The sequence below is a fragment of the Streptomyces sp. NPDC101152 genome (assembly GCF_044768275.1).
In the GTDB taxonomy this organism is placed as follows: Bacteria; Actinomycetota; Actinomycetes; order Streptomycetales; family Streptomycetaceae; genus Streptomyces.
In genome coordinates, this window is the sequence record NZ_JBIWPO010000009.1 from 32,483 (window position 1) to 55,934 (window position 23,452).

At 70.5% G+C, this 23,452-nt stretch carries 18 protein-coding genes; 11 read left to right on the top strand and 7 right to left on the bottom strand.

The features are described from left to right. Positions 1–19: 19 nt before the first annotated feature. A complete protein-coding gene (ppdK, locus tag ACIRVK_RS14420; RefSeq protein ID WP_404246713.1) occupies positions 20–2,740 on the bottom strand; it encodes a pyruvate, phosphate dikinase in 2,721 nt (906 codons plus the stop codon). Between the two features lie 384 nt (positions 2,741–3,124). Then, positions 3,125–4,321, bottom strand: coding sequence for an ROK family protein (locus ACIRVK_RS14425; protein WP_404246715.1), 1,197 nt, complete (start codon positions 4,319–4,321; stop codon positions 3,125–3,127). A gap of 120 nt (positions 4,322–4,441) precedes the next feature. Between ACIRVK_RS14425 and ACIRVK_RS14430 the strand changes: the two genes are divergently transcribed. The 3 genes from ACIRVK_RS14430 (at position 4,442) to ACIRVK_RS14440 (ending at position 9,826) form a co-directional block, all read left to right on the top strand. Then, the gene (locus ACIRVK_RS14430) at positions 4,442–5,872 is read left to right on the top strand and encodes an MGH1-like glycoside hydrolase domain-containing protein (protein ID WP_404246717.1); all 1,431 of its coding nucleotides are present in this window, start codon (positions 4,442–4,444) and stop codon (positions 5,870–5,872) included. Continuing rightward, entirely contained in the window at positions 5,869–7,806 is a 1,938-nt protein-coding gene (locus ACIRVK_RS14435) for a glycogen debranching N-terminal domain-containing protein (protein WP_404246719.1), read from the top strand. The genes ACIRVK_RS14430 and ACIRVK_RS14435 overlap by 4 nt, the downstream gene beginning before the upstream one ends. 292 nt (positions 7,807–8,098) lie before the next feature. Then, a complete protein-coding gene (locus tag ACIRVK_RS14440; protein ID WP_404246721.1) occupies positions 8,099–9,826 on the top strand; it encodes a CDP-alcohol phosphatidyltransferase in 1,728 nt (575 codons plus the stop codon). Between the two features lie 118 nt (positions 9,827–9,944). Here ACIRVK_RS14440 and dusB read toward each other — a convergent pair whose 3' ends face one another. Continuing rightward, complete coding sequence (gene dusB / locus ACIRVK_RS14445) at positions 9,945–11,090, bottom strand: tRNA dihydrouridine synthase DusB (protein WP_404246723.1); 1,146 nt, start codon at positions 11,088–11,090, stop codon at positions 9,945–9,947. A 113-nt stretch (positions 11,091–11,203) separates the two neighbouring features. Here dusB and ACIRVK_RS14450 point away from each other — a divergent pair, with 113 nt between their 5' ends. Next, entirely contained in the window at positions 11,204–12,649 is a 1,446-nt protein-coding gene (locus tag ACIRVK_RS14450; protein ID WP_404246725.1) for an MFS transporter, read from the top strand. Positions 12,650–12,668: 19 nt separating this feature from the next. On the opposite strand, the gene ACIRVK_RS14455 is transcribed toward ACIRVK_RS14450, so the two are convergent. Further along, positions 12,669–13,571 (bottom strand): helix-turn-helix transcriptional regulator, encoded by a 903-nt coding sequence (locus ACIRVK_RS14455; RefSeq protein WP_404246727.1) that lies wholly within the window; start codon positions 13,569–13,571, stop codon positions 12,669–12,671. Positions 13,572–13,672: 101 nt separating this feature from the next. Here ACIRVK_RS14455 and ACIRVK_RS14460 point away from each other — a divergent pair, with 101 nt between their 5' ends. From ACIRVK_RS14460 to ACIRVK_RS14475, 4 genes are all read left to right on the top strand, one after another. Beyond that, positions 13,673–15,103 (top strand): MFS transporter, encoded by a 1,431-nt coding sequence (locus tag ACIRVK_RS14460; protein ID WP_404246729.1) that lies wholly within the window; start codon positions 13,673–13,675, stop codon positions 15,101–15,103. A gap of 241 nt (positions 15,104–15,344) precedes the next feature. Further along, complete coding sequence (locus ACIRVK_RS14465; RefSeq protein WP_404246731.1) at positions 15,345–15,623, top strand: hypothetical protein; 279 nt, start codon at positions 15,345–15,347, stop codon at positions 15,621–15,623. A gap of 58 nt (positions 15,624–15,681) precedes the next feature. Beyond that, positions 15,682–16,809: a serine hydrolase domain-containing protein gene (locus ACIRVK_RS14470; RefSeq protein ID WP_404246733.1), complete on the top strand. Its 1,128-nt coding sequence runs from the start codon at positions 15,682–15,684 to the stop codon at positions 16,807–16,809. 205 nt (positions 16,810–17,014) lie between these two features. Beyond that, complete coding sequence (locus tag ACIRVK_RS14475; RefSeq protein WP_404246735.1) at positions 17,015–17,491, top strand: hypothetical protein; 477 nt, start codon at positions 17,015–17,017, stop codon at positions 17,489–17,491. 6 nt (positions 17,492–17,497) lie between these two features. On the opposite strand, the gene ACIRVK_RS14480 is transcribed toward ACIRVK_RS14475, so the two are convergent. The 3 genes from ACIRVK_RS14480 to ACIRVK_RS14490 all read right to left on the bottom strand — a co-directional run bounded on the left by ACIRVK_RS14480 (position 17,498) and on the right by ACIRVK_RS14490 (position 20,628). Beyond that, positions 17,498–18,091, bottom strand: coding sequence for a TetR family transcriptional regulator (locus ACIRVK_RS14480; RefSeq protein WP_404246737.1), 594 nt, complete (start codon positions 18,089–18,091; stop codon positions 17,498–17,500). Between the two features lie 24 nt (positions 18,092–18,115). Further along, a complete protein-coding gene (locus ACIRVK_RS14485) occupies positions 18,116–19,126 on the bottom strand; it encodes an aldo/keto reductase (protein ID WP_404246739.1) in 1,011 nt (336 codons plus the stop codon). Positions 19,127–19,245: 119 nt separating this feature from the next. Then, positions 19,246–20,628: a glycine--tRNA ligase gene (locus ACIRVK_RS14490; RefSeq protein ID WP_404246741.1), complete on the bottom strand. Its 1,383-nt coding sequence runs from the start codon at positions 20,626–20,628 to the stop codon at positions 19,246–19,248. A 150-nt stretch (positions 20,629–20,778) separates the two neighbouring features. On the opposite strand from ACIRVK_RS14490, the gene ACIRVK_RS14495 reads away from it, so the two are divergent. Genes ACIRVK_RS14495 through ACIRVK_RS14505 form a run of 3 tightly spaced genes read left to right on the top strand, consistent with a single transcriptional unit; the run spans position 20,779 to position 23,416 of the window. Next, a complete protein-coding gene (locus ACIRVK_RS14495; RefSeq protein ID WP_404246743.1) occupies positions 20,779–21,738 on the top strand; it encodes a metal ABC transporter substrate-binding protein in 960 nt (319 codons plus the stop codon). Then, positions 21,735–22,514 carry a metal ABC transporter ATP-binding protein gene (locus tag ACIRVK_RS14500; protein WP_404246745.1) on the top strand — a complete coding sequence of 260 codons (780 nt, stop codon included), beginning with the start codon at positions 21,735–21,737 and terminating at the stop codon, positions 22,512–22,514. The genes ACIRVK_RS14495 and ACIRVK_RS14500 overlap by 4 nt, the downstream gene beginning before the upstream one ends. After that, positions 22,514–23,416, top strand: a complete 903-nt coding sequence (locus tag ACIRVK_RS14505; RefSeq protein ID WP_404246747.1) for a metal ABC transporter permease — start codon at positions 22,514–22,516, stop codon at positions 23,414–23,416. The genes ACIRVK_RS14500 and ACIRVK_RS14505 overlap by 1 nt, the downstream gene beginning before the upstream one ends. The last annotated feature ends 36 nt before the right edge of the window (positions 23,417–23,452 follow it).

Here is a 23,452-nt window from a genome sequence, read left to right on the forward strand (position 1 = left end):
CGGTCGCGGAGTCAGCGGGTCAGCGGTGGTCGCTGCCCGTCGACTCGGTGGCCGCGCGCCCCGCCTCCAGCCGCGCGACCGGGATGCGGAACGGGGAGCAGGAGACGTAGTCCAGACCCACCTCGTGGAAGAAGTGGACCGACTCCGGGTCGCCGCCGTGCTCGCCGCAGACGCCGAGCTTGAGGTCGGGACGGGTCGCGCGGCCCGCCGTCGCCGCCGCCTTCACCAGGGAGCCGACGCCGTCCTTGTCGATCGTCTCGAAGGGGGAGACGCCGAAGATGCCCTTCTCCAGGTAGGCCGTGAAGAAGGAGGCCTCCACGTCGTCGCGGCTGAAGCCCCACACCGTCTGGGTCAGGTCGTTCGTGCCGAAGCTGAAGAACTCCGCCGCCTCGGCGATCTGCCCGGCGGTCAGGGCGGCGCGCGGGAGTTCGATCATCGTGCCGATGGCGAGCTTGAGCTGCGTCCCGGTGGCCGCCTCGACCTCGGCGATGACCTGGTCGGCCTCCTCGCGCACGATCTCCAGCTCCTGGACCGTGCCGACGAGCGGGATCATGATCTCGGCGCGCGGGTCGCCCTTGGCGTTCTTGCGCTCGGCGGCGGCCTCGGCGATCGCCCGGACCTGCATGGTGAACAGGCCGGGGATGACCAGGCCGAGGCGCACACCGCGCAGACCCAGCATCGGGTTCTGCTCGTGCAGCCGGTGCACCGCCTGGAGCAGCCGCAGGTCGTTCTCGTGGGACTCCTGGCGGGACTCGGCGAGGGCGACCCGCACCGACAGCTCGGTGATGTCCGGCAGGAACTCGTGCAGCGGCGGGTCGAGCAGCCGTACCGTCACCGGCAGGCCGTCCATCGCCGAGAACAGCTCGACGAAGTCCTTCTTCTGCAGCGGCAGCAGCTCCGCGAGGGCGGCCTCCCGCTCGTCCTGGGTGTCGGCGAGGATCAGCTTCTCGACCATCTCGCGGCGCTCGCCCAGGAACATGTGCTCGGTACGGCACAGCCCGATGCCCTGGGCGCCGAAGCGACGGGCGCGCAGCGCGTCCTCGGCGTTGTCCGCGTTGGCCCGCACCCGCAGCCGGCGCTTGCGGTCGGCGAAGGCCATGATCCGGTGCACGGCCTCGACGAGTTCGTCGGCGTCCTGGGCGCCGGCGTGCATCCGGCCCTCGAAGTACTCCACGACCGGGGAGGGCACCACCGGGACCTCGCCCAGGTAGACCTTGCCGGACGAACCGTCGATGGAGATCACGTCGCCTTCCTCGACCACGTGACCACCGGGAATCGTCATCCGACGGCGCTTGGTGTCGACCTCGAGCTCCTCCGCGCCGCACACGCAGGTCTTGCCCATGCCGCGCGCGACGACGGCCGCGTGGGAGGTCTTGCCGCCGCGGGAGGTGAGGATGCCCTCGGCCGCGATCATGCCGTCGAGGTCGTCGGGGTTGGTCTCCCGGCGCACCAGGATGACCTTCTCACCCGAACGGGACCACTTCACGGCGGTGTACGAGTCGAAGACCGCCTTGCCGACCGCCGCGCCCGGCGAGGCCGCGATGCCCCGGCCGACCTGCGCGACCTTCGCCTCCTCGTCGAACTTCGGGAACATCAGCTGGGCGAGCTGAGCGCCGTTGACGCGCTGCAGCGCCTCGGTCTCGTCGATCAGCCCCTGGTCCACCAACTGGGTGGCGATACGGAAGGCCGCGCCCGCGGTCCGCTTGCCGACGCGGGTCTGCAGCATCCACAGCTGGCCGCGCTCGATGGTGAACTCGATGTCGCAGAGGTCCTTGTAGTGGTTCTCCAGCGTCTCCATGATCTGCATCAGCTGGTCGTACGACTTCTTGTCGATCTGCTCCAGCTCCGCGAGCGGCACGGTGTTGCGGATGCCCGCGACGACGTCCTCGCCCTGCGCGTTCTGCAGGTAGTCGCCGTAGACGCCCTGGTGGCCGGAGGCGGGGTCGCGGGTGAAGGCGACGCCGGTGCCGGAGTCGGGGCCGAGGTTGCCGAAGACCATCGAACAGACGTTGACGGCCGTGCCGAGGTCGTGCGGGATGCGCTCCTGGCGGCGGTAGAGCTTGGCGCGGTCGGTGTTCCAGGAGTCGAAGACCGCGTGGATGGCGAGGTCCATCTGCTCGCGCGGGTCCTGCGGGAAGTCCCGGCCGGCCTCCTTCTTGACGATCTTCTTGAAGGTGGCGACCAGCTTCTTCAGCTCGGCGGCGTCCAGCTCGGTGTCGACGGTGACCTTCTTGGCCTCCTTGGCCTTGTCGAGGGCCTCCTCGAAGAGGTCGCCGTCGACGCCGAGGACGGTCTTGCCGAACATCTGGATGAGGCGGCGGTAGGAGTCCCACGCGAAGCGCTCGTCGCCGGCCTGGTCGGCGAGGCCCTTCACGGACTTGTCGGAGAGACCGATGTTCAGGACCGTGTCCATCATGCCGGGCATGGAGAACTTGGCGCCGGAGCGGACGGAGACGAGCAGGGGGTTGTCCGGCTGGCCGAGCTTCTTGCCCATCCGGGACTCCAGCGCGTCGAGGTGCGCACTCACCTCGTCACGCAGTGCCGCGGGCTCCTCACCGCTGTCCAGGTAGACCTTGCAGGCGTCCGTCGTGATGGTGAAGCCCGGGGGAACGGGGAGTCCCAGGTTGGTCATCTCGGCGAGGTTCGCGCCCTTGCCACCCAGGAGGTCCTTGAGGTCCTTGTTTCCCTCGGTGAAGTCGTAAACGAACTTCGCTACGTGGGGTTCTTTGTTTTCCGACACGGGTCTCGACTCCTCGAGGACGCGGTGGCTGCCCTAACGGCGAGGAACATACCCAGATCGAAGGCGTCTGGGTACGTCCACTCACGTGTCATACGCCCGTAACCATCCGTCCGCCAGTGGATCGAAAGTCAAGGGAAGGCAAGCAACCAAGCACTGATGTTTTCACTTCATGAAGGCATCACTGCCCACCGGTGAGGTATTCCGCTCAAACGAGCGCCCGACCTCGACATCTGTTTTCGATCGATGAACGATCGAAGGGTGGCACCCAGTGCCACCACTTGAGGAAGTGCAGCCGCTCAAGATCCGCTCATCTGAGCGCAACCCTTATCAAGGGTGGCGAGAATCACGCTCCCACAGAGCATCGGATTTCACCATGCGGACGCTTCACACACCCATCGCCAGCAGCCGTTCCTCCGCCCGTTCGGGCGCGTACAGATGCTCCACGACCAGCGCCCCGGCCCCGACCAGCCCCGCCCGCTCACCGAGCCGCGAGGTGACCACGTCCAGGTGGGCCGTGGAGCGGGGCAGCGCCCGCTGGTACAGCAGCTCCCGCACCCCGGTCAGGAACGGAGTTCCGGCCAAGTCGCCCGCGATCATCAGTACCCCGGGGTTGAGCAGTGTGACGACGGTCGCCAGCACGTCCCCCACGAGCCGCCCGGCCTCCCGCGCGAACCCGACCGCCTCCGGATGCCCTGCCGCCAGCAGGTCCCGCACGTCCGAACCGGACGCCGCCGCGACACCCGCCTCGGCCAGCCGCCGCGCCACGGCGCCACCGCTGGCGACGGCGGCGAGACAGCCGTACGAGCCGCAACGGCACAGCGCGTCGGCGCCCACCCGTATGTGCCCGATGTCCCCCGCGCCCCCGTCGATGCCGCGGTAGACGGCCCCGTCGACCACCACCCCCGCACCGATACCGGTCGACACCTTGACCAGCACAAAGGCCGAGCAGTCGGGATACCCCGTGCGCTGTTCGCCGTACGCCATGAGGTTCGCGTCGTTGTCCACCAGCACCGGCACCGGGCCGGCGCCCGTGTGCTCGGTGAACGCCCTGGCCAGGCGGCCGCGTATGTCGTAGCCGTCCCAGCCCGGCATGATCGGCGGCTGGACGACCCGGCCGGTCTCACTGTCGACGGGCCCCGGCACCCCGAGCCCGATCCCGCACACCGCGCCCGCGGGCCGCCCGGCCTTCTCCAGCACCTGCGCGAACCACCGCCCAAGGCCGCCGAGCACGGCGTCCGGGCCGTCCTCGATGACGAGCGTGCCGGTGTGTTCGGCGAGGATCTCGCCGGTCAGGGAGAGGACGGCCGCGCGCGCGTGGCGGGTGTCGAGGTCGGCGGCGAGGACCACGGCGTGTTCGTCGTCGAACTCCAGGGTGATGGAGGGACGGCCGCCGAGAGGCGAGTCGACCGGGCCGCCGGCGCCCTCGCGCAGCCACCCCGCGCGGAAGAGGCGGTCGAGGCGCTGACCGACGGTGGCCCGGGACAGTCCGGTGACCTGCTGGAGCGCCCCGCGCGTGGTCGCGCGCCCACTGCGCACCAGTTCGAGCAGATCGCCGGCGCTGGCCTGGCTGCGTCCGGTCATGCGCACCCCCTTGTGTTTCTCAACCTTGCATTACATATTGGGTTTTGCGTGTTAAATAGACGTAACTCTATGGTGGACCAGACCGAACCGGTCGGCCGGACGTCTTTCGGGGAGCCCCGAGTGGATCGCACTGCCCAACTCACCAGCCGCGCGGCGCAGCACCCTGTTGCATACGATCCACCGCCCGCGCCGACCGCGCTGCACGTGAGGGCCGGCCGGGTGCTGGAGGAGAACTGGACGGGCGCCTCCACCGTCCCCTCGCGCAGCCTGTACCCGCACCAGTGGTCCTGGGACTCGGCGTTCATCGCGATCGGCCTGCGGCACCTGTCGCCGCTGCGGGCACAGACGGAGCTGGAGACGCTGCTCGCCGCCCAGTGGGAGGACGGGCGGATCCCGCACATCGTCTTCAACCCCTCCGTCCCGCTGGACGCGTACTTCCCGAGCCCCGACTTCTGGCGCTCCTCGACCGCGGGGCGCGCTGCGGGCGCCCCGCGCACCGTACAGACCTCCGGCATCGTGCAGCCACCGGTACACGCGCTGGCGGCCTGGCTGGTGCACCGCGCCGACCCGGGCCTGTCCCGCGCCCGCGGCTTCCTCACCCGCGTCCACCCCCGCCTGGCCGCCTGGCACCGCTACCTCCTGCACCGCCGCGACCTGGGCGGAGGCGGCCTCGCGTCGGTCGTCCACCCCTGGGAACAGGGTATGGACAACAGCCCCTGCTGGGACGCCCCGCTGTCCCGCGTCACCCCCGCCCCCTCCCGCTCCTTCCGCCGCGCCGACCTCGCCCACGGCGCCCCCGAGGACCGCCCGACGGACCTGGACTACGGCCGGTACGTACGCCTGGCGACGGACTACCGGGACGCCGGGTACGCCGATGACGGCGGCGGCTTCGCGGTGGAGGACCCGGCGTTCAACGCCCTGCTCATCGCCTCCGAGCACGCGCTGGCCCGGATCGCGGCGGAACTGGGCGCACCGGGCACGGCGAGGCACGCCCGCGCGGAACGACTGACGACGGCCCTGGTGGACCGCCTGTGGGACGCTCCGACCGGCATGTTCCTGTGCCGTGACCTGGGCAGCGGCGCCCTCGTCCCCGAGCGCAGCGTCTCCGGCCTCGTCCCGCTCCTCCTCCCCGGCCTCCCCCACGACATCGTGCAGACACTGGTCCGCACCCTCCACGGCCCCCACTTCGGGCTGGGCGCGACCACCCGGCTACCCCCCTCCTACGACCTCCTCGGCGAAGCCTTCGACCCGCACCGCTACTGGCGGGGCCCGGCCTGGTTCAACACCAGCTGGCTGCTGGAGCGCGGCCTGCGCACCCACGGCGAGGAGCAGAGCGCCGACGCCCTGCGGGAGGCCGTCCTCGACATCGCCGACGCCTCCGGATTCGCGGAGTACGTCGACCCGTACACCGGCGAGCCCTGCGGAGCACTCGGCTTCGGCTGGACCGCCGCGCTCGCGCTGGATCTGCTCCATTCGCGCCCCGGACACGACGTGTCCCCCACGGGCGTCGAGACGTTCGAGATGAGTGACAAGGGAGGGGACCGGGCATGACGGACCGGCATCATCTGCTCGTGCGCGGCGGGACGTTCGCGGCCGTGGGCGACAACGGGGACATCAACGGGGTACGGGGAGCCGGCTCACCGGCCGGATTGTTCGTGCGCGACGCCCGCCACCTGAGCCGTTGGCAACTGACGGTCGACGGCGCGGTGCCGGAGTCGCTCACGCCGGTCGCGGACGGGGACACGGCACGCTGTGTCCTCGTCCCGCGCGGCGGCCGGCAGGAGCCACCCGCGTACACGGTCTTCCGTGAACAGGCGGTCGGCGACGGATCGTTCGTCGAATCCCTCCGGATCACCAGCAACCGCCCCGTGCCGACTACGGTCCGCCTGGCGGTCACCGCGGACGCCGACTTCACGGACCAGTTCGAACTGCGCTCCGACCACCGCACGTACACCAAGATCGGCGCCACCCGCTCCCGCCAGATCCTCGACGACGGCGTGGAGTTCGGCTACCAGCGCGGGGAGTGGCGTTCCTGTACGACGGTGACGGCCGAACCCGTCCCCGACGCCGTGGAGGAGACAGGCACCGGCGCCCGACGCCTCGTATGGACCCTCGACCTCGACCCGCACGGCACCGCGGAACTCACCCTACGAGTGATGGCCCGCCCCCATGGCGACAAGCGAACCCTGCGCGTCCCGGCGTCCCCCGCCGCCCTCAACAACCAACTCCTCTCCCTCGAAGGCGAGTTCGTGGAGGGCGTCCCCTTCCCGACGGGCTGGCCGGAACTGGCGGCGGCCTGCGCGCGGGGCCTCGCCGACCTCGCGGCGCTGCAGATCCCGGCGACCGGCCCGGACGGCGAGGAACTGCGCGTCCCCGCCGCCGGCGCCCCCTGGTTCCTCACCCTGCTGGGCCGTGACGCCCTGCTGACCTCGCTGTTCACCCTCCCCTACCGCCCCCAGCTGGCAGCCGCCACGCTCCCCGCCCTCGCCGCCACCCAGGCCACCGAGACCGGCGCCGACTCGGTGGCCCAGCCGGGCAAGATCGTCCACGAGGTCCGCCACGGCGAACTCGCGCACTTCGGCCAGGTCCCCTACGGCCGCTACTACGGCTCGGTCGACGCCACGCCACTGTTCCTCGTCCTCCTCGGCGCGTACGTCGAGCAGACCGGGGACACGGACCTGGCCCGCCGCCTGGAGCCCCACGCCCGCGCGGCGATCGGCTGGATGCTGGACCACGGCGGCCTGACCTCGCGCGGCTACCTCGTCTACCGCGCCGACCAGGGCGGCCTGGCCAACCAGAACTGGAAGGACTCCCCCGGCGCGATCTGCTCCGCCGACGGGACGCGCGCGAGCGGTCCGGTGATGGCGGCGGGCGCCCAGGGTTACGCCTACGACGCCCTGCGCCGCACGGCCGGCGTCGCGCGCACGGTGTGGAAGGACGACACGTACGCGGCACTGCTGGAGCAGGCGGCGACAGACCTGCGGGACCGCTTCCAGCGGGACTTCTGGATGCCGGACGCCTCCTTCCCCGCCCTCGCCCTGGACGGCGAGGGCCGCCAGGTGGACGCCCTCGCCTCGGACGCCGGGCACCTGCTGTGGTCGGGCCTGCTGGACAAGGAGTACGGCGAGGTGGTGGGCCGACGACTGCTGGAGCCGGACTTCTTCTCCGGCTGGGGCGTCCGCACGCTGGCCGCGGGGCAGGCGGCGTACCACCCGCTGTCGTACCACCGCGGCTCGGTCTGGCCGCACGACAACGCGCTGATCACGCTGGGCCTGGCCCGCTACGGCCTGCACGACGAGGCCCGCACGGTGGCCCACGGGCTGGTGGCCGCGGCGACGGCGACGGGGCATCGGCTGCCGGAGGTGATCGCGGGGTACGGGCGGGATACGCATGCGGAGCCGGTGCCGTATCCGCATGCGTGCGTGCGGGAGTCTCGGTCTGCGGCGGCGCCACTTGCTCTGCTGACCGCGGTGGGGGGCGCCTAATAGCTCGGTTGTTCTGTTGTGTTGCGACTGCGGGCCGGTGGGGGCTTGTCGCGCCCACGCGGCGGAGCCGCATATCGATACAGCCCCGCGCCCCTGAAAAGGCCTCTGTCGTGGCGTTGACGAGGCGTTTGCCCGGTGTTTGCCCTTGAGCGTGAACAGCCGTTGGACGTAACCCGTACCGGAATGTGGCGGGTCGTTGCCTCCCTGCGTGGCCCGCCTCTTCCCTCCCCGGGCCTCGCAACGGAAGGACCTTCGGGTGCCTGTCTTCACGCGCCTTCGCCAACAACCGGACATGTCACCCGAGGTCGAGCCGGAATCGCCGGAGCAGGTGGCGCCCGCCCGGGTGAGCCTGCGCACCCGGTTCGCCGGCTGGCGTGAGCGGAACCCCACCCCCGTGCGCGCGGCGCGCTGGACGGTCACGGTCCTTGCGGCCGTCCTGGTGCTGGGCGCGCTGGTGCTGCCGAACAGGATGAGCGGGCTGCACACCGTGCGGTTCCTGCGGATACCCGTGGAGGCCGTGCTCGGGGCGGCCGTGGCGCTCGTGCTGCCGCGTCGGCCGCGGCTCGTGGTGGCGGTGGTGACGGGGGTGGCACTCGGCGCCCTGACGATCCTGAACATGTTGGACATGGGTTTCTGGGAGTACCTCGGCCGGCCCTTCAACCCGGTCCTGGACTGGGACCTGCTACCGGACGCGCAGTCGTACGTGCAGGACTCGATGGGCAGGACGGTGGAGATCGCCGCCACCATAGGTGTCTTCGTCCTGGTGTTCCTCCTTCTCTCCCTGACGGCACTGGCGATGGTCCGGCTCAGCAACCTGCTGGCACGCAACAAGCAGACGGCGACCAGAGGCACCCTGGCCGCAGCCGTCGTCTGGGTCCTCTGCTCAGCGCTGGGGCTGCAACTCGGGGGCGGGCCGCTGGCGTCGGACCGGGCGGCAGGCGCCCTCCTGGTGCAGGCGAAAGGAGTCCGCCAGACGCTCAAGGACGAGGCGGACTTCCAGAAGATCGCCAAGGTCGACGCGTTCGGCAACACCCCGCCCGGCCAACTGGTGCCGGACCTGCGCGGCAAGGACATGATCTTCACCTTCATCGAGAGCTACGGCCGCAGCGCGATCGAGGACCCGGTCGAGGCGCCCGGCGTCGACGCGACGCTCGACGCCCGCACGCAGGCCCTCGCAAAAGCCGGCTTCCACGCCAAGAGCGGCTGGCTGACCTCGGCGACGTACGGCGGCAGCAGCTGGCTCGGTCACTCCACGACGATGTCCGGCCTGTGGATCAACAACCAGAACCGATACCGCACCGTGACGGCGAGCGACCACCTCAGCCTCACCAAGGCCTTCCAGAAGACCGGCGACTGGGACACCGTCGGCATCATGCCGGGTGTGCAGAAGGGCTGGCCGGAGTCGAAGTTCTACGGCCTGCAGAGCTACCGCAACGCCTTCCAGATGGGCTACAAGGGCCCGAAGTTCAGCTGGTCGACGATGCCGGACCAGTACGCCCTCCAGGCCTTCCAGAACCTGGAGCACAGCAAGAAGCGGAGCAAGCCGCTCCTCTCCCTTGTCATCCTGACCTCCAGCCACCAGCCCTGGGCGCCGATCCCGAAGATGGTCCCGTGGAACGACCTCGGTGACGGCTCGGTCTTCAACGCCATCCACGCGGCCGGCAAGAAGCCCTCGGACATCATCGCCAGCTCGCCCAAGTCCCAGGCGGAGTACGGCAAGTCGGTCCAGTACTCGGTGACGGCGCTCACCGAGTGGCTGGAGCGCTACGGCAACGACAACACCGTCCTCGTCTTCCTCGGCGACCACCAGCCGATCGCCCGCGTCAGCGGCAACCACGCCAGCCGGGACGTCCCGATCTCCATCGTCGCCAAGGACCCGAAGGTCCTCGACAAGATCGACAGCTGGGGCTGGACCGACGGCCTGCGCCCGGCCCACGACGCCCCCGTCTGGAAGATGAGCTCCTTCCGCGACAAGTTCCTGACGGCGTACGGCTCGACCCCGCACCCGAAGAAGAACTGACGCAAGACGGCGGGTTGGTGGCAGTCGCCCTAAGAGCGAAGGGGACGGGGCGGGGGGTGTCCGCCCGCAGTGCCGGGCGTCCGTCACCGGGCACCCCCAAACCAACGGCTACGCGACCTCAGCCCCCCGACGTGTCGAGCTCCGCGTCCTCCCCGATCCCCGCACAGTCGTACGGGTCCTTCAGCCACCCGTCCGGCAGCACCACCCTGTTGTTGCCGGACGTACGTCCCCGTGGACCATCCGCACCCGTGGGCCAGGACTGCTCGAGGTCCAACTCGTCCAGCCCGGCACGCAGTTCGGCCAACGACGACGTGATCGCCAGCCGCTTGCGCATCTCACTGCCGACCGCGAAGCCCTTCAAATACCAGGCCACATGCTTACGGAAATCGACGACGCCCTTCGACTCGTCGCCGATCCACTCGCCGAGCAGACTCGCATGGCGAACCATGACATCGGCGACCTCACGCAGCGAAGGACGCGCGATCGCCTCCGTACGCCCCTCGAAGGCCGCCACCAGATCCGCGAACAGCCACGGCCGCCCAAGACACCCACGCCCGACGACCACCCCGTCGCACCCGGTCTCCCGCACCATCCGCAGCGCGTCCTGAGCCGACCAGATGTCACCGTTGCCGAGCACGGGGATCTCCGGAACGTGCTCCTTCAGCCGCGCGATGGCGTCCCAGTCGGCGGTGCCGCCGTAGTGCTGGGCGGCCGTCCGCCCGTGCAGGGCGATGGCGGTGACGCCCTCCTCGACGGCGATGCGGCCGGCGTCGAGGTACGTGATGTGGTCGTCGTCGATGCCCTTGCGCATCTTCATGGTGACCGGCAGGTCCCCGGCCCCCGAGACCGCCTCGCGCAGGATCGCCCGCAGCAGGTTCCGCTTGTACGGCAGCGCCGAGCCCCCGCCCTTGCGCGTGACCTTCGGCACCGGGCACCCGAAGTTCAGGTCGATGTGATCGGCCAGGTCCTCCTCCGCGATCATGCGGACGGCCTTGCCGACGGTCGCCGGATCGACGCCGTACAGCTGGATCGAACGCGGCTTCTCACTCGCGTCGAAGTGGATCAGCTGCATGGTCTTCTCGTTGCGCTCGACCAACGCCCGCGTCGTGATCATCTCGCTGACGAACAGCCCCTTCCCCCCACTGAACTCCCTGCACAACGTGCGAAAAGGAGCGTTGGTGATCCCGGCCATGGGCGCGAGGACGACGGGCGGCTGGACGGTGTGCGGGCCGATCTGCAGCGGCGTGGCGGTGGTCGTGGACATTCCCCCATTGTCCCGTACCCGCAGGGGTACCCGAACCCGGACTCCTGCTACAGCCATTAGTTAGCAGCACTATTAGTTAGACACACTATCGAAGTAGTCCTACCATGGGACGCATGCCCGAGCTCAGCCCCCGCCGACGCCTCCTGGTCCTCGCGATCTGCTGCATGAGCCTGCTGATCGTCGGCCTGGACGTCACCATCCTGAACGTCGCCCTGCCCTCCATCCGCGACGAGCTGCACGCGAGCACGTCCGGCATGCAGTGGACGATCGACGCCTACACCCTGGTCCTCGCCTCGCTGCTGATGCTCTCCGGCTCCACGGCCGACCGCATCGGCCGCAAGCGCGTCTTCATGACCGGCCTGACCGTGTTCGTCGCCGGCTCGGTCCTGTGCTCACTCGCGCCCAGCCTGGACACGCTGATCGCCTTCCGGGTGATCCAGGCGGTCGGCGGTTCGATGCTCAACCCGGTCGCCATGTCGATCATCACCAACACCTTCACCGACCCCCGGGAGCGCGCCCGCGCGATCGGCGTGTGGGGCGCGGTCGTCGGCATCTCCTTCGCCGCCGGCCCCCTGATCGGCGGCCTGCTGGTCCAATCCGTCGGCTGGCGCTCGATCTTCTGGATCAACCTGCCGGTGGGTCTCGCCGCGCTGCTGCTCACCCTGAAGTTCGTCCCCGAGTCCCGCGCCCCCAAGGCCCGCCGCCCCGACCCCATCGGCCAGCTCCTGGTCATCGCGCTGTTCGCCGGGCTGACGTACGCGATCATCCAGGCACCGGAGTCCGGCTTCGGCGCGGTGCTGCCGTTCGCGGTGATCGCGCTCCTCGCCCTCCTCGGACTGGTCTGGTACGAGGCCCGCCGCGAGGAACCCTTGATCGACCTGCGGTTCTTCCGTTCGCCTCCGTTCAGCGGGGCGACGGCGATCGCGATCAGCGCGTTCGCGTCGCTGGGCGGGTTCCTGTTCCTGTCGACGCTGTACCTGCAGAACGTACGCGGACTGAACGCGCTGCACGCGGGGCTCTGGATGCTGCCGACCGCCGTACCGATCATGCTGTGCGCACCCCTGTCGGGCCGCCTGGTGGGCAACCGGGGCCCGCGCCTCCCGCTCCTGATCGCCGGGACGGCGATGACGGTGAGCGCCGTGCTGTTCGCCGCGTTCCAGGCGGAGACGTCCAACGTCACGCTGTTCATCGGGTACGCGCTGTTCGGGGTCGGTTTCGGCTTCGTGAACGCGCCGATCACCAACACCGCGGTGTCCGGCATGCCGCGGGCCCAGGCCGGGGTCGCGGCCGCCGTGGCCTCCACCAGCCGCCAGCTCGGGCAGACGCTGGGGGTCGCCGTCATCGGGGCGGTGCTGGCCTCCGGGGTGGGCTCGTCCTCGTACAAGGACGCGTTCGTCTCCGCGTCGGTGCCGGGATGGTGGATCGTCGTCTGCTGCGGGGTCGCCGTGTTCGTCCTCGGAGCCCTGACCACCGGCCAGTGGGCCCGCCGAGCCGCGTCCCGAACGGCGGATCGACTCCAGTCAGCGGAGGTCCGCGAAGCGGCGGGGCTCAACGCGTAACCGGCACCGCCCGCGCCCGTCAGCCCACGCGGACGCCGTCCCGCTCCACCGCGATCGCGTGCAGCTTCTCCAGCCGCTGCCTCGACTCCTCGTCCGCCGGTGCGTACGTCACGAGGCGCGGGCCGAGTTCGGGGCCGAGCCACAGGTCGGTGTGGTCGACGGAGATGCGGCCGACGTAGGGGTTGTCGAAGTCCTTGCGCTTGCTGCGGTGGGCCACCACCTCGTGCCGGTCCCAGTTCTCGCGGAACTCCGCGGACTCCGCGCGCAGCCGCTTGAGCAGCAGCTTCCAGGCGGGCTCGGCGAGATGGCCGGCCATGGTGGCGCGGAAGCGGGCGGCCATCAGGCGCTGGGTGTCCTGCAGGTGGACGATCGAGGAGCGCCACTGGTCGTGCGTGTAGGACAGCACGAGGCAGTTGCGGTCCTCGGGCGGCACCTCGTCCAGGTCGCACAGGAGCAGCCCGTACGTGCGGTTGTAGGCGAGGATGTCGTACCGGCTGTTCTGCACGCAGGCCGGCATCGGCTCCATGGTCGCGAGAATCGTGCGCACCGCGGGGGTGATCGACGGGCAGCTCGTGGCCGGCGTCGGGTCGACCTGGCCGGCCAGTTGGAAGAGGTGGGCGCGCTCGCTGGGGTCGAGGAACAGGGTCCGCGCCAGGGCGTCCAGGACCTGGACGGAGACCTGGATGTCCCGGGCCTGCTCGAGCCACGTGTACCAGGTGACGCCGACCGAGGCGAGCTGCGCGACCTCCTCGCGGCGCAGGCCGGGGGTGCGGCGCCGGGTGCCCCGGGGCAGTCCGACCTGCTCGGGGGTGATGTGCTCGCGGCGGTGGCGCAGGAAGGCGGCGAGCTCGTGCCGCCGGACCGCCGCCGCGGTGCCCGGTCGCGCCTGCTCAACCATCCCCTGCTCAACCATCGTCGTCATGCTCCCAGCATGCCGCCCCCTACATCCTGTTGCCAGGTAGTGGCAGTACCAGGATAAGAAGACTCTGGTACCTGTCTGGATACGGGCGCAGGCTCGAGGACGTGACCGAAACCATCACTTCGCGCACCACCGTCCGATCGCCCGTGGCGTCACCCGTGCTCAGCGGCCTCGGGCTCTTCACCGTGCTGCTGGCTGCGGCACTTCCCCTCATCGACTTCTTCATCGTCAACGTGGCCCTGCCGACCATCGGCCGGGACCTGCACGCGAGCGAGTCCGTGCTGGAGCTGGTCGTCGCCGGCTACGGACTCGCCTACGCCGTCCTGCTCGTCCTCGGCGGCCGGCTCGGCGACCTGTTCGGCCGCCGCCGGCTCTTTCTCGGCGGCATGGCGGCCTTCGGCCTGACCTCGCTGGCCTGCGGTCTGGCGCCCAGCGCCTGGACCCTGGTCGCGGCGCGTGTCGCGCAGGGCGCGGCGGCCGCCGCGATGCTGCCGCAGGTCCTCGCCACCATCCAGGCGACCACCGCCGGCCCGCGCAGGGCCAGGGCGATGGGCCTGTACGGCGCCACGGCCGGCCTGTCGATGGTCGCCGGGCAGATCCTCGGCGGCGTCCTGGTCGCGGCGGACGTCTGGGGCACCGGCTGGCGCTCGGTGTTCCTGGTGAACGTCCCGGTCGTCGTCCTGGGCCTGGTCCTGGCCGCCCGGGGCGTGCCGGAGACCCGTTCCCAGCGCCCCGAGCCGGTCGACGGCCCCGGCACCGTCCTGCTCACCGCTTCCCTGCTCGCCCTGCTGGCCCCCCTCACCGAGGGCCGTACGGCCGGCTGGCCGCTGTGGACGTGGCTGTCGCTGGCGGCGTTCCCGTTCGTCGCGGGGGCGTTCTACGCGGTGGAGCGCCGGGCCGACCGCCAGGGCCGTACGCCCCTGGTCCCGCCGAGCCTGTTCGCCCTGACCTCGCTGCGGCGCGGGCTGGTGATGATCGTGCCGTTCTCCGTCGGCTTCAGCGGCTTCATGTTCGTGATCGCGGTGGCCTTGCAGCGGGGTGCGGGGCTCGGCCCGGTCCCGGCGGGCCTGGCGCTCGCTCCGATGGCCGTCGTCTTCTTCTTCGTCTCGCTCGCCGGCCCCCGGCTGGTCGCGCGGTACGGCACCCGGGTGGTGACGGCCGGCGGGCTGGTCCAGGGGCTCGGCGTGGGCCTGATGGCGCTGGCGGCCTGGCGGTCCTGGCCGGACCTCGGCTTCGTTCAGCTGCTGCCGGGCGCGGCGCTCGCCGGAGCCGGGCAGGCGCTCCAACTCCCCATCATCTTCCGGGTCGTCCTCTCCGAGGTGGAGCCCGCACGGGCCGGCGTCGGCAGTGGCGTGATGATGACCACCCAACAGTCGGCGCTCGCCCTCGGCGTGGCCGCCCTCGGCACCCTCTTCCTGTCCCTGGTCCCCGACCTGGGCATGCGTGACGCCCTGGTCACCACGCTCCTGGCCCAGCTGGGCTGCGTCGCCCTCACCTGCCTCCTGAGCCTGCGCCTGCCGCGCACCATCGGCTGACCCCGAGGTGGGCGGCAGGCCACGGCTCGGTCAACTCGCCGCTCAGGACCCCCTGTTGATATTGGTCTTGCTGCACACTCCTGTGCCGGAGGCGAGACATCATGCTGGAGATCAACGCGAGCCAGTGCCGCGGCAGGCAGCGTTTGCCCGGTAAGGAGCGGCGTCGTGGGGCCCCTCCCGATCGAGCGAAGTCGAGAGTGGGGGAGCGTCCTCTCGGCGTGCCGGACGGAATGCCCCGTTGATGGACCGGACGTACTGGGGGTTTCGGCCGGTGCGGCGAGAGGGCGTGCCGGGCGTCGCGACGGGCGAACGCTGCCTGCCGCGGCACTGGGTGAGCCGCTGGGATCAGCACGGGCGGGAGCATGTCGTGCGGGTGCGGCGTACGGGGCTGCAGCGCACGATCAGATGTGAGACGTGCGGCTGGCGCCAGGGCGCGCAGTTCCTGCCCTGGCTGAAGGCGGAGGAGCATCTGGCCGAGGCGCACCAGGCGACGGTGGACCCGTCCGGCGCGGAGCGATGAGTTTCCGCTGGACCGGCAGTCGTACCCGGTACGACCGACTCGCACCGGAAGGCGACCCATGAGCGCTCTTGACGACACCCTGCACCAGCATGTCGACCGGGGAACGGTTCCGGGTGCCGTCGGCCTGGTGGCCCGCGGCGACGAGGTCGAGGCGGTGGCCGTCGGGTCGGTGGACACCGACGGCACGGCCCCGATGGCCCGTGACTCGATCTTCCGTATCGCCTCCATCACCAAGCCGATCACCGCGGCGGCCGTGCTGATGCTGGTCGATGACGGGGTGCTTGCGCTGGACTCGCCGGTGGCGGAGTGGCTGCCGGAGCTGGCGAAGCCGCTGGTGGCGCGCACCCCGCGGTCCCCGCTCGACGGCGTCGTCCCGGCGGCCCGTCCCATCACCGTGGAGGACCTGCTCAGCTTCCGCACCGGCTGGGGCTTCCCCGCCGACTTCACCCTCCCGGCGGTCCAGGCGCTGTTCGAGGTGCAGAAGGACGGCCGCCGTCTCCAGGACTGGCCGGATCCCGAGGAATGGCTGCGCCGCCTCGCGCAGGTGCCGATGCTGCACCAGCCGGGCGAGGCCTGGCTCTACGGCACCTCCTCCGACGTCCAGGGCATCCTGGTCGCGCGCGCCTCGGGCCGTACGTTCGCTCAGTTCCTGGCCGAGCGGATCTTCGAGCCGCTCGGCATGACGGACACGGCCTTCGAGGTACCGGAGTCGAAGCGGCACCGCTTCACCACGGCCTACGCCCCGGCTCCCGACGGCACTCTCCATGTGTCGGACACCCCCGACGGCGAGTTCGCCCACGCCCCGCGCTTCCTGTCCGGTGGCGGGGGCCTGGTCTCCACGGCCGACGACTGGCTCGCCTTCGCCCGGATGCTGCTGGACGCGGGCGGCGGACTGCTCACGCCCACGTCGGTCAGCCGGATGACCACCAACCACCTCACGGCCGAGCAGCGCGGCCGGGTCACCCTCTTCCTGGAGGGCCAGGGCTGGGGCTACGGCGGCCAGGTCGACGTCACCCCGGCCGACCCGTGGAACGTCCCCGGCCGCTACGGCTGGGTGGGCGGCACCGGCACCTCGGCCCACGTCGTCCCGGCGACCGGGACGGTCACGATCCTGCTCACCCAGGTGGCGATGACCAACCCCACCCCGACACCGCTGATGCGGGACTTCTGGCGGGCCACCGCCTGACCCCGAGCGGGCCGGGGTGATCATGGATACGGCGTTCGGGTGATCCACAAGGTAAGAATCCTGAGCCTTGCCAACCCCTGCCACCTGCGACTTTGGGGGGAACCAGGGCCGGTCCCACCGCTTGTGCACCCGGCCCCGCTCGCCGTCGTGGCGAACTGGATCAAGCCTGGGGGTGTTCTCCTTCAAACCCGACAGGAGCCCCGCAATGCATTCGATCCAACGTCCGATACGCCGTTCTCTGGCCGCCGGCGTCCTCTCCCTGGCCCTGCTGTCAGCCGGTACCGCCGGTGCCTTCGCATCGGAGGCCAAGCCGAAGCCGAGCGCGTCGATGTCGGCGAAACCGAGCCCGTCGAAGTCGGCGAAGCCGAGCCCGTCGAAGTCGGCGAAACCGAGCCCGTCGAAGTCCACCGCCGCCTCGATCACGATCACGGTGAACAAGACCTCGGTCAAGGCCGGCAACACGGTGACCTTCACCGGCCGCACCAAGGGCCTGAAGGTCGGCACGCTGCTGGTGCTGCAGCACCAGAAGGGCACCAAGTGGACCACCCTCAAGGCGAGCACGACGGTCAAGAAGGGCAGCAGCTACTCGCTGACCGCGAAGCTCAACACCAAGGGCACCGAGCACCTGCGGATCTCGGCCGGCACGGTCCACTCCCCCGTCGTCACCGTCACGGTGAAGTGAGCCCGCTCAGCGTGCCCTGAGCCCGCGTATCAGCAGGTCCACCAGGGCGGTGAAGTCCGCCTCGGCCTCCGGCCGCTCCCACTCCCCCGCGTAACCCGGGTCGTGGAAGCGGCCGGTGGCCTGAAAGAGGGCGCGAGCGGTGGCTTCCGGGTCGTCGGCGGCGAACACACCCGCGTCGGCCCCGGCGCGCACCAGCTCGGTCAACTGGCCGGTCAGCTCGGCGATATGAGTGGCGACGACCTCGCCGTTCTCCTGGGTCAGCACCGTGTACGTGGCGAACAGCTCCGGGTCGTCTCCCGCCTTGCGCCGCTTGGCGGCGAACAGCGCGGCGAGCCACGCCCGCACCCGGGCCTCCGGGTCGCGTCCGGTGTCCGCGACGATGCCGGCCAGCACCTCCATCGTCCGGTCCAGCCACCGCTTCGTCACCGCTCCCCGCAGCACCGCCTTGGTACGGAAGTGCCGGTAGACGCTGCCGTGGCTCACGCCGAGCGCGCGGGCCACGTCCACCACGGTGGCCTTGGCGGGGCCGTAGCGGCGCAGCACGTCCTCGGTCGCTTCGAGGATGCGCTCGGCGGTCAGGGTCTCGGTGGGCAGTGCCATGCCTAGACGGTACCCGGCACGCGATCAGCTCTCGCTGTCGAGCATCGCCATCTGCGCGGGGGCGTACCGCTCACCGGCCGCCGCGTCCGCGGGTACGGCGGCCTCGATGGCGGCGAGGTCGGCCGCGTCGAGCGTCACGTCGAGGGCGCCCAGCGCCTCGCCGAGCCGCTCCCGGGTACGGGCGCCGACCAGCGGCACGATGTCCTCACCGCGGGACAGCACCCAGGCGATGGCGATCTGCGCGACGGAGACGCCCTTCTGCTCGGCGATCTTGCGCAGGGACTCGACCAGCGTGAGGTTGTGCTGGAAGTTCTCGCCCTTGAAGCGGGGCGAGTGGGCGCGGAAGTCGTTCGCGGCGAAGCCGCGGTCGGCCGAGAAGTGGCCGGAGATCAGGCCACGGGAGAGCACGCCGTACGCGGTGACGGCGATGCCCAGTTCGCGCAGGGTGGGCAGGATCTCCCGCTCGGGGCCACGAGAGATGAGCGCGTACTCGATCTGGAGGTCGGCGATCGGGGCGGTGGCGGCGGCCCGGCGGATGGTCTCCGCGCCGACCTCGCTCAGCCCGATGTGCCGTACGTGTCCCTGGTCGACGAGTTCCGCGATCGCGCCGACGGTCTCCTCGATCGGCACGTTCGGGTCGAGCCGGGCGGGGCGGTAGACGTCGATGTGGTCGACGCCGAGGCGCTGGAGGGAGTAGGCGGCCCAGGTCTTCACGGCGGCCGGGCGGGCGTCGTATCCGTGCCAGGCGCCGTCCGGGCCGCGCTGGGCGCCGAACTTCACGCTGATCAGCGCGTTCTCCCGCAGGGCGGGCGGGGCGGTGCGCAGGGCCTCGCTGATCAGCAGTTCGTTGTGCCCCATGCCGTAGAAGTCGCCGGTGTCGAGCAGGGTCACGCCGGCTTCCAGGGCGGCGTGAATGGTGGCGATGGACTCGGCCCGGTCCGACTCGCCGTACATTCCGGACATGCCCATGCAACCGAGCCCGAGAGCGGACACCTGGGGGCCGGTTGTGCCGAGGTTTCGCGTCTGGATCGTCATGGGACCCACCCTGACAGATCAGCTGACAGATTTCAATATCTGTCAGCTGATACACCGATGGCACGAAAAACGCCGGACGGGCATTCCGAGCCCGTCCGGCGTTCGAAGAACCCGGTTACCTACGCGCCGACCAGTCGGCCGGCGAGGTAGCCCTCGATCTGGTCGAGGGACACGCGCTCCTGCTTCATGGAGTCCCGCTCGCGCACCGTCACGGCGTTGTCCTCGAGCGTGTCGAAGTCGACGGTGACGCAGTACGGCGTGCCGATCTCGTCCTGGCGGCGGTAGCGGCGGCCGATGGCGCCGGCGTCGTCGAACTCGATGTTCCAGTTCTGCCGCAGGGCCTGGGCGAGGCCCTTGGCCTTCGGGGAGAGCTCGGGGTTGCGGGACAGCGGCAGGACCGCGACCTTCACCGGCGCCAGGCGGTGGTCGAGGCGCAGCACCGTGCGCTTCTCCATCTTGCCCTTGGCGTTCGGCGCCTCGTCCTCGACGTAGGCGTCCAGGAGGAAGGCGAGCAGCGCGCGCCCGACACCGGCCGCCGGCTCGATGACGTACGGGGTCCAGCGCTCGCCGGCCTCCTGGTCGAAGTAGGAGAGGTCCTGGCCGGAGGCCTTGGCGTGGGCGGTGAGGTCGTAGTCGGTGCGGTTGGCGACACCCTCCAGCTCGCCCCACTCGTTGCCGCCGAACTGGAAGCGGTACTCGATGTCAGCGGTGCGCTTGGAGTAGTGGGAGAGCTTCTCCTTCGGGTGCTCGTACCACCGCATGTTCTCCTCGCGCAGGCCCAGGCCGGTGTACCAGTTCCAGCGCTGCTCCATCCAGTAGTCCTGCCACTTCTCGTCCTCGCCCGGCTTGACGAAGAACTCCATCTCCATCTGCTCGAACTCGCGGGTGCGGAAGATGAAGTTGCCGGGCGTGATCTCGTTGCGGAAGGACTTGCCCATCTGCGCGATGCCGAACGGTGGCTTGCGGCGCGAAGTGGTCTGCACCTGGGCGAAGTTGGTGAAGATGCCCTGGGCGGTCTCCGGGCGCAGGTAGGCGACCGAGCCGCTGTCCTGGGTCGGGCCGAGGTGGGTGGAGAGCAGACCCGAGAACTGCTTGGGCTCGGTGAACTGGCCCTTGTTGCCGCAGTGCGGGCAGTTGACGTCCGCCAGGCCGTTCTCCGGGAGGCGGCCGTGCTTGGCCTCGTACGCCTCCTCCAGGTGGTCGGCGCGGAACCGCTTGTGGCAGGAGGTGCACTCGGTCAGCGGGTCCGTGAAGGTGGCGACGTGGCCGGAGGCGACCCAGACCTCGGGGGCCAGGATCACGGACGAGTCGAGACCGACCACGTCCTCGCGCGACGTCACCATGTAGCGCCACCACTGGCGCTTGATGTTCTCCTTGAACTCGACACCCAGCGGTCCGTAGTCCCAGGCGGCGCGCTGGCCGCCGTAGATCTCACTGCAGGGGAATACGAAGCCACGGCGCTTGCTCAGGCTGACGATGGTGTCGATCTTGTCGGCGGCCACGGTGCTCTCTTCATTACGACGACGGGCGACGAAGCGAGACGCTTCAGAGCGAATGCTTCAGGGTACCGGCGGGTGCTCCCCCTCAATCAAATCGGTTCCGGTCGGATCGTTTATTGACAACGGTTCTCATCTCAGATGAAAATGACTGTCATGAACGTACGACGACAACACATATCCGGGGTGGCCGTGGCGGCCGTCACCGCCCTCGGCCTCGGCACGCTCTCCGCCTGCTCCTCCGACAGCGCGGCCGCCGCCGGCGACGGAAAGTTCGAGGTCGTCGCGTCGTTCTACCCGATGGCCTACCTCGCCGAGCAGATCGGCGGCGGCCACGTCCACGTCACCAGTCTCACCCAGCCCGGCCAGGAGCCGCACGACCTGGAGATCAGCGCCCAGCAGACCGCGCGCCTCCAGGAGTCCGACGCGGTGCTCTACCTCAAGAACCTCCAGCCCTCCGTCGACGACGCGGTGGCCCAGTCCCCGGTCAAGACGAAGATCGACGCCGCCTCCCTGACCTCCATGGAGAAGCACGGCAACGAGGTCGGCGGCCACGCGGCCTCCCACGACACCTCGAAGAACGCCGACCTGTCGGGTCTCGACCCGCACATCTGGCTCGACCCGGTGCGCTACGCCCAGGTCGCCCAGGGAGTGGGCACCGCCTTCGAGAAGGCCGACCCGAAGAACGCGGCCGACTACAAGAAGAACACCGCGGCCCTGGTCAAGAAGCTCGACGACCTGAACACGCAGTTCAAGACCGGGCTCGCGAACACGAGGACCAAGGTCTTCATCACCACCCACGCCGCCTTCGGCTACCTCGCCGAGCGCTACGGCCTGACCGAGGAGGCCATCAACGGCCTTGACCCCGAGTCCGAGCCGAGCGTCGCCCGGGTGAAGAGCCTGGAGCAGATGGCGAAGGCCGACGGCGTCACCACGGTGTTCTACGAGACCCTCGTCAGCGACAAGACCGCGAAGACCATCGCCTCCGACGCCGGCCTCAAGACGGACGTCCTCGACCCGATCGAGGGCATCACCGCCAAGTCCCGCGGCACGGACTACTTCTCCGTCCAGAAGGCCAACCTCAAGGCCCTGCAGACGGCTCTGGGAGCGAAATGACATCCGAGGACAGCGTGCCGACCGAGCCGGTCATATCCCTGCGCGGGGTGCGCGCCGAGCTGGGCTCGCGCCCCGTCCTGCGCTGCATCGACCTCACCGTGGCACGCGGTGAGGTCGTCGCGCTGCTCGGCGCCAACGGGTCCGGCAAGTCGACGGCGATCCGGTCGGTCATCGGGCAGGTCCCGATGAGCGCGGGCAGGGTCGAACTGTTCGGCACGGACCTGCGCCGGTTCCGGGACTGGGCGCGGATCGGCTACGTCCCGCAGCGCACGACGGCCGCGGGCGGCGTCCCGGCCACCGTCACCGAGGTCGTGTCCTCGGGACGGCTGTCCCGGGCCCGCTTCGGCATCCTGCGGGGGGCGGACCACGCGGCCGTACGCGCCGCCCTGGAGCTGGTCGGCATGGCGGACCGGGCCAGGGACTCCGTGAACGCCCTCTCCGGCGGCCAGCACCAGCGCGTCCTGATCGCCCGCGCGCTCGCCGCCGAACCCGACCTGCTGATCATGGACGAGCCGATGGCGGGCGTCGACCTGGCCAGCCAGGAGGTGCTGGCCCGGACCCTGCGCGAGCAGGTGGCGGCCGGTACGACGGTCCTCCTCGTCCTGCACGAACTCGGCCCGTTGGAGCCCCTGATCGACCGCGCGGTCGTGCTCCGCGACGGATGCGTGCTGCACGACGGGCCGCCGCCGCGCGCGGTGGGACAGCACGCCCTCCCCGGCCACGACCACGTCCACCCCCACGAGCCCGAGCCGATGCGGACAGGACTGCTGAGCTGATGGACTTCCTCGACTTCGCCTTCATGCAGCGGGCCCTGCTCGCCGCCGTCCTGGTCGGCATCACCGCCCCCGCGATCGGCATCTACCTCGTACAGCGCCGCCAGGCCCTGATGGGCGACGGCATCGGCCATGTGGCGATGACCGGCGTCGGCCTCGGCTTCCTGCTGTCCACGTCCCCGGTGTGGATGGCGACCCTCGTCTCCGTGCTCGGCGCGATCCTGATGGAGCTGATCCGCTGGTACGGCCGCACCCGCGGCGACATCGCCCTCGCCATGCTCTTCTACGGCGGCATGGCCGGCGGCGTGATGTTCATCAACCTCGCGCCGGGCGGCTCCAACGCGAACCTGACCTCGTACCTCTTCGGCTCCCTGTCGACCGTCTCCCCGTCGGACGTCACGGCGATCTGCCTGCTGGCCGGGTTCGTGGTGCTGGTCACCCTCGGTCTGCGCCGGCAGCTGTTCGCGGTCAGCCACGACGAGGAGTTCGCCCGGGTGACGGGCCTGCCGGTGCGCGCCCTGAACCTGCTGACCGCCGTCACGGCGGCGGTGACGGTGACGGTGGCCATGCGGGTGGTCGGCCTGCTGCTGGTCAGTGCGCTGATGGTGGTGCCGGTCGCCGCCGCCCAGCAGCTCAGCCGCAGCTTCGCGGCGACCTTCGCGATCGCCGTCGCCATCGGGGTCGCCGTCACGGTCAGCGGCACCATCACCTCGTACTACCAGGACGTCCCGCCCGGCGCGACGATCGTGCTGCTGACCATCGGGGCGTTCGTCGCGCTGACCGCGCTGGCCACCCCGCTGGCCCGGCGCCGCGCCCGTGCGGCCGCCGCCGCGCGGCCCGCCCAGGACCCCCTGGAGTGCGCCGTCCCGGCCGCCCGGGAGGCCGACGGGAAGGTCGGCGTCTGACCGCGCACGGCCCGGACTGGCACAATGGCCGGGCAA